We start from the raw sequence: 6000 nt of genomic DNA, 5'->3' as shown, positions 1-6000 counted from the left end.
AATGATACGCCGACCACCGAGATCTACACTCTTTCCCTACACGACGCTCTTCCGATCTGTCGCGGCCCGTGAGGCCTCCATCTACACGGGCATCACCATCGCCGAGTACTTCCGCGACATGGGCTATGACGTGGCCGTCCTCGCGGACTCCACCTCCCGCTGGGCCGAGGCCCTGCGTGAGATGTCGGGCCGCCTTGAGGAGATGCCCGTCGAAGAAGGCTACCCCGCCTACCTCGCCAGCCGCCTGGCCCAGTTCTACGAGCGCGCCGGGCGCGTGTCCACACTGGGCAGCGGCAGCAGGGAGGGCGCTTTGTCCGTTATCGGCGCTGTGTCCCCTGCCGGCGGCGACATTTCCGAGCCAGTGGCTCAGGCGACACTGCGCATTGTAAAGGTGTTCTGGAGCCTTGATTCCTCCCTGGCGTACAAGCGCCACTTCCCCGCCATCAACTGGCTGACCAGCTATTCCCTGTATCTGGACACCATGGAGCCATGGTTTGTCGCCCATGTTTCTCCCGAATGGGTCACGCTGCGGACGCAGATCATGCGGTTGCTGCAGGACGAGGCGGAGCTGGACGAGATCGTACAGCTGGTGGGCATGGACGCACTGAGCGCCCCCGACCGCCTGAAGCTGGAAGCTTCCCGCTCCATTCGCGAGGACTTCCTCCACCAGAACGCTTTTGACGAGGTGGACACTTACACCTCTCTGGAAAAGCAGTTCGATATGCTGCGGCTGATTGTGGAATACTATGAAAAATCCCTTGCCGCGCTCAACGGCGGCGTGGATATCGAAAAGCTCATCGCCCTGCCTGTCAGAGAGCAGATCGGTCGCTTTAAGTACACCCAGCCCGACAAGGTAAAGGAAACCTACAACGAGGTTTCCGCTCAGCTGGACAAGGAGCTTGACGAAGCGAAGCAGACAAAGGAGGACTTCTAATGCCAAAGGAATACAGAACGATTCAGGAAGTTGCCGGTCCTTTGATGCTGGTGCGGGACGTGGAAAACGTCTCCTATGACGAGCTGGCGGAAATCGAGCTGTGGAACGGCGAAAAGCGCCGCTGCAAGGTTCTGGAAATCAACGAGGGCAACGCGCTGGTGCAGTTGTTTGAAAACTCCACCGGCATCAACCTTTCCAATTCCAAGGTCCGCTTTCTGGGGCGCAGCATGGAGCTGGGCGTCAGCGAGGATATGCTGGGGCGCGTGTTCGACGGCCTGGGGCGTCCCATCGACGGGGGTCCCGAGATCCTGCCTGACCGCAGGGACGACATCAACGGTCTTCCCATGAACCCTGCCGCCAGGAACTATCCCCAGGAATTTATCCAGACCGGCGTGTCCGCCATTGATGGCTTGAACACCCTGGTGCGCGGGCAGAAGCTGCCCATCTTCTCCGCCAGCGGTCTGCCCCATGCCCAGCTGGCGGCGCAGATCGCAAGACAGGCAAAGGTGCGCGGCACGAACGACCCCTTTGTGGTGGTCTTTGCCGCCATGGGTATCACCTTTGAGGAATCCAACTATTTCATTCAGAGCTTTCAGGAAACCGGCGCCATCGACCGCACCGTGATGTTTGTGAACCTGGCAAACGACCCCGCGGTAGAACGTATCGCCACCCCCAGAATGGCTCTGACCGCCGCGGAATACCTGGCATTTGAGAAAAATTACCACGTGCTGGTCATTTTGACGGATATCACGAACTACGCCGACGCTTTGCGCGAGGTGTCCGCCGCCCGGAAAGAAGTGCCCGGTCGCCGCGGCTATCCCGGCTATATGTACACCGACCTGGCTTCTCTGTACGAGAGAGCCGGACGGCAGAAGGGCAAGACCGGCTCCATCACCCTGATCCCCATTCTGTCCATGCCGGAGGACGACAAGACCCACCCCATTCCCGACCTGACCGGCTATATCACCGAGGGGCAGATCATTCTGAGCCGCGAGCTGTATCGGAAAAACGTTTCTCCCCCTATCGACGTGCTTCCCTCCCTGTCCCGTTTGAAGGACAAGGGCATTGGAGAAGGCAAGACGAGAGCCGACCACGCCAGCACCATGAACCAGCTGTTCGCCGCCTATGCCCGCGGCAAGGAAGCCAAGGAGTTGATGGTAGTTCTGGGTGAAGCCGCCCTGACGGATATCGACAAGCTGTACGCCAGGTTTGCCGATGCCTTTGAAAACGAATACGTCTCCCAGGGCTACAACACCAACCGGGATATTGAGGAAACGCTGGACCTGGGCTGGAAGCTGCTGTCTATCCTGCCCAGAAGCGAGCTGAAGCGTATCAACGACAAGTTCTTAGACCAGTATTACGGAAAGGTGTGATGACCTTTGGCTGGCACACAGGTAAATCCTACCCGTATGGAGCTGACCCGGCTGAAAAAGAAGCTGGTCACAGCGACCAAAGGGCACAAGCTTCTCAAGGATAAGCGCGACGAGCTGATGCGGCAGTTTCTGGAAAAGGTGCGGGAAAACAAAGCGCTGCGGGAAAAGGTGGAAGCCGGTATCGAAGCGGCAAACAAAAACTTTCTTCTTGCCCGCGCCGGAATGCAGAATGAGGTGCTGAACACCGCCATGCTCGCCCCCAAGCAGAAGGTCAGCCTGGAAAGCGGCGTGGAAAACGTGATGAGCGTGGAAATTCCCAAATTCACCTTCCAGACCCGTTCTCCCGATGAAAACGATATGTTTTCCTATGGCTTTGCCTTTACCTCCAGCGATCTGGACGACGCGATCAAGTCCTTGGCGGACATTTTCCCCGATATGCTGAAACTGGCGGAATGCGAAAAATCCTGCCAGCTGATGGCGGCGGAAATTGAAAAGACCCGCCGGAGAGTTAACGCGCTGGAGCACGTGATGATCCCCGACCTGCAGGCAAATATCAAATATATCACCATGAAGCTGGACGAAAACGAGCGCTCTACGCAGATACGGCTGATGAAGGTCAAGGACATGATGCTGGCGGAAGCCCACGGGTACGAAACGATCTAAGGGAATCCCCGAACGCCCGCAATATCCGGGTGAAATTCGGTTATTCTAAGCAATACAAATATTTTTACAGGAGGCAATACAAAATGGAAGTTTACGTTTGCGACATTTGCGGCTATCGCTATGACCCCGAGGTCGGCGACCCCGATAACGGGATCGCCCCCGGCACAAAGTTCGAGGACCTGCCCGACAGCTGGGTCTGCCCCATCTGCGGCGTTCCGAAGGAGCAGTTCTCCAAGGAATAATTCTCTGGAAGAATATCACGGGAAAGGTCCGGATCGCATGATCCGGACCTTTTTTATGAGCAAACTATTTCTTCAAAAATATTCCTCTACTCCAACGCCCTCAATACCGCAGAGATATCCTCGTTGATACAAATTGACCGCCCGGCGATTTCTTTCGGGCATACCGCCTCCCCTTTGTTGATGCAGGCGTAAACCGCTTTCTCATTCTGCGCTGTCATGTTCCAAAACGGATATTTGATAATTACAGGGGTGTTCGCGCCCACGCCAAGCTCTAAGAACAGTATGTGCCCAGCGCTGTGCCGCCGTACAAAATCTTCATAACGGCTTGCCGCCGCATACCACCCTTCGTCCTGCACAAAGGAATCGTCGCACCGCAGGTTCATCGTCATGGGAGCGCCGCACACAGGGCATTTGGGAACCAGCTCCGATGGTATCTTCAGATCCTTTTGCTCCGCCGCCATCAGCCGCACTGCTTCTTCATTGTCATAGGTTTTCCTGTGGCAGGGCTTGGAGCATTGCCACAGACCGTAATCGCCCTGTGTATAGAATAATCGCTGCTTATCAAAGCCTGCAAGTTGAAATTGATGGTCCACATTGGTCGTCAGCACAAAGTAGTCCTTTTCCTTTACCAGCCGCAGCAGCGCGGTATAGGGCTCTCCCGCAGGCACGTCGTAACGGTTCAGCAGAATATGCCGTGACCACCATGCCCAGTATTCCTCCAGGGAATCATATGGATAGAAGCCCCCGGAATACATATCGGTAAATCCGTATTTTCTGCGGAAATCGGCAAAATTCCGTTCAAACCGCTCGCCGTCATAGGCAAATCCCGCCGAGGTGGACATTCCCGCCCCTGCGCCGATCAAAACGGCGTCCGCTTTTTCTATTTCATTTTTCAGCCTGCCGATCTGTTTGGAGCAGCTTTCGATAGATATTGTAGTCGGTTTCCCGAAAGACATTGAAAATCACCTCTATTTCACTGTGCGCCTGTTTCCTGTAGTCCCTTACGGTCTGGACGGCGATCTCCGCCGCTTTCTCATTTGGAAAGTGAAATTTCCCTGTGGAAATGCAGCAAAACGCAATACTTCTTAACTTGTTCTGCTCCGCCAATTCCAGACAGGAACGGTAGCAGGACGCAAGCTGCTCACAGTCCCGCCGGGTCAAATGCCCATAAACTATCGGACCCACTGTGTGCAGCACATACCGGCTGGGCAGATTAAAGGCAGGCGTGAGCTTTGCCTTTCCCGTTTCCTCTTCGCAGCCCTGCTGTCTCATAAGCTCGGCGCAAGCCAAACGGAGCTGCACCCCCGCGTAGGTATGAATTGCGTTGTCAATGCAGCCGTGATTCGGGCAGAAGCAGCCGAGCATTTGACTGTTGGCGGCGTTTACGATAGCGTCGCAGCGAAGTGTGGTAATATCTCCGCGCCAAAGATACAGCCCATCTTGCAGCGGCTCCAAATCTGTCAGGTCTGTGATCCCCTTTTGCCGTGTTTCTTCCCGTAAATAGGCGTCCTGCACGGCTAAAAACTCATCGCCTGCGGGGTTCGGCATACGGAGATTGAACAGCGCGCGAAGCAGGATTTTCTGTTCCCGCTCGTCAGCGGGAATTTCCATGCTGGAATAATGGGGCTGTTCTTCCAGCAAAGCCTTTATCAAATATTTTCTTCTTTCGTTTTGCGTCATCTTCTTCTCCTCTCCGCACATTGTTTCCGGGCGAATTGCCAAACATCTGCCGCGACCCTTTTCCTTTTGCCGCTATCCATGATATCAATACCGCCACTTCCGGGTAAGAAGAAACGGGGCTATCCTTGTGACAGTCCCGCAATTCTGTCAGGCGTAGAAAAATCCCGCCGTCATATCCAGATAGTTCTGTCCGCTGTACGCGGGGTACTGTTTTTGCACTTCCGCCTTAAAGCTGTCGGCGTCCGCACAGCCTGCCGCTATCTTTTTCAGGTTTTCAAGATAGTCGATTTTTGTTTGGGCGTCTTTCAGGTCTTCCGGCGTGTAGTGAGAGGTCAAAATCAAATCATAGCCTTTGGCAATATACCCTTTCAGCTCTGCCACGATACCGTCTGCATGTGCCGCGCCGGCAACGATGGAATGGCAGTCATGACCCAGCATATGGGTGTAAACGGCGTTGATCTCAGGGATCGCGATATCAAAGGCTTCCGCGGTCTGCTTGATCTCAAAATCAATTCCGCCGATCGTTACCTTTCCCTCCTCGATGACATCGGTGATCTTGTGAATGGAGCTGTCGAAAATTTCCCCGAACATATTTTTGAAATTATCCACCAGCGCCTTTCCGCCACCGTTTTCGGAATAGTCAACTGCGTTTTTCGTTGCGTATTTCCGGGCTTCCGGCAGGAAGGCAGCGCCCGCGCCATGGTAGGCGATAAGCATTCCATCGACCTCAGCCCCGATATCCTTCAGATATTTCGCGAGCTCTTCATTGTTGTCAAAGAAGCAGGGGGACTCGATGATAACGGCTCTGCCGTTTTTCTCAATGATGAAAACCTCATCGTCGATGAAATCGTTGGTCTTGTATGCGTGCAGCTTGACGCCGCCAAAGTCATAAATGTTCATTTCGCCCTTTTTGAGATTTACAGTTGTAAAAGCGTTCTTGTTCATAGCGATAGCCTCCTGAAATAATTTTATTCCGAGCCTTGCAGCGGCCGCTCTCCGTAGCTCTTGCCTATATGATACAGCCGGCAGTTCCAAGTGTAAAGTAAGCACTTTTTTGTGGCGTAGTTACCGAAAGGATACTATTGCACAGTTACCGGGAAGAAACAAA

At 54.3% G+C, this 6000-nt stretch carries 6 protein-coding genes and 1 pseudogene; 4 read left to right on the top strand and 3 right to left on the bottom strand.

Annotated elements, in window-relative coordinates; translation table 11 throughout:
- From AB8996_RS04960 to rd, 4 genes and pseudogenes are all read left to right on the top strand, one after another.
- Positions 1–934: pseudogene (locus tag AB8996_RS04960) on the top strand (V-type ATP synthase subunit A); the annotation flags it as partial.
- The gene (locus AB8996_RS04955; RefSeq protein ID WP_369297868.1) at positions 934–2307 is read left to right on the top strand and encodes a V-type ATP synthase subunit B; all 1374 of its coding nucleotides are present in this window, start codon (positions 934–936) and stop codon (positions 2305–2307) included. The pseudogene AB8996_RS04960 and the gene AB8996_RS04955, both read left to right, overlap by 1 nt.
- Before the next feature lie 6 nt (positions 2308–2313).
- The gene (locus AB8996_RS04950; RefSeq protein ID WP_369297867.1) at positions 2314–2970 is read left to right on the top strand and encodes a V-type ATP synthase subunit D; all 657 of its coding nucleotides are present in this window, start codon (positions 2314–2316) and stop codon (positions 2968–2970) included.
- 83 nt (positions 2971–3053) lie between these two features.
- A complete protein-coding gene (gene rd / locus AB8996_RS04945) occupies positions 3054–3212 on the top strand; it encodes a rubredoxin (RefSeq protein WP_369297866.1) in 159 nt (52 codons plus the stop codon).
- Positions 3213–3298: 86 nt separating this feature from the next.
- Here rd and AB8996_RS04940 read toward each other — a convergent pair whose 3' ends face one another.
- From AB8996_RS04940 to AB8996_RS04930, 3 genes are all read right to left on the bottom strand, one after another.
- Positions 3299–4168 (bottom strand): NAD-dependent deacetylase, encoded by an 870-nt coding sequence (locus AB8996_RS04940; protein ID WP_369297865.1) that lies wholly within the window; start codon positions 4166–4168, stop codon positions 3299–3301.
- Positions 4098–4892, bottom strand: a complete 795-nt coding sequence (locus AB8996_RS04935) for a protein-ADP-ribose hydrolase (protein ID WP_369297864.1) — start codon at positions 4890–4892, stop codon at positions 4098–4100. The genes AB8996_RS04940 and AB8996_RS04935 overlap by 71 nt, the downstream gene beginning before the upstream one ends.
- 147 nt (positions 4893–5039) lie before the next feature.
- Complete coding sequence (locus AB8996_RS04930) at positions 5040–5837, bottom strand: hypothetical protein (protein WP_369297863.1); 798 nt, start codon at positions 5835–5837, stop codon at positions 5040–5042.
- Positions 5838–6000 lie beyond the last annotated feature (163 nt).

It is taken from the genome of uncultured Neglectibacter sp., from assembly GCA_937958185.1.
Lineage (GTDB): Bacteria > Bacillota > Clostridia > Oscillospirales > Acutalibacteraceae > Acutalibacter.
The sequence above is the reverse complement of the archived record's forward strand: the minus strand, read 5'-3'. Positions and strand labels throughout refer to the sequence as shown.

What these genes read in the sequence shown, in the direction of transcription:
- AB8996_RS04935 (WP_369297864.1), bottom strand. Translation starts at nt 4,892, where the DNA reads ATGACGCAAAACGAAAGAAGAAAATATTTGATAAAGGCTTTGCTGGAA.
- AB8996_RS04930 (WP_369297863.1), bottom strand. Translation starts at nt 5,837, where the DNA reads ATGAACAAGAACGCTTTTACAACTGTAAATCTCAAAAAGGGCGAAATG.
- rd (WP_369297866.1), top strand. Translation starts at nt 3,054, where the DNA reads ATGGAAGTTTACGTTTGCGACATTTGCGGCTATCGCTATGACCCCGAG.
- AB8996_RS04955 (WP_369297868.1), top strand. Translation starts at nt 934, where the DNA reads ATGCCAAAGGAATACAGAACGATTCAGGAAGTTGCCGGTCCTTTGATG.
- AB8996_RS04940 (WP_369297865.1), bottom strand. Translation starts at nt 4,168, where the DNA reads ATGTCTTTCGGGAAACCGACTACAATATCTATCGAAAGCTGCTCCAAA.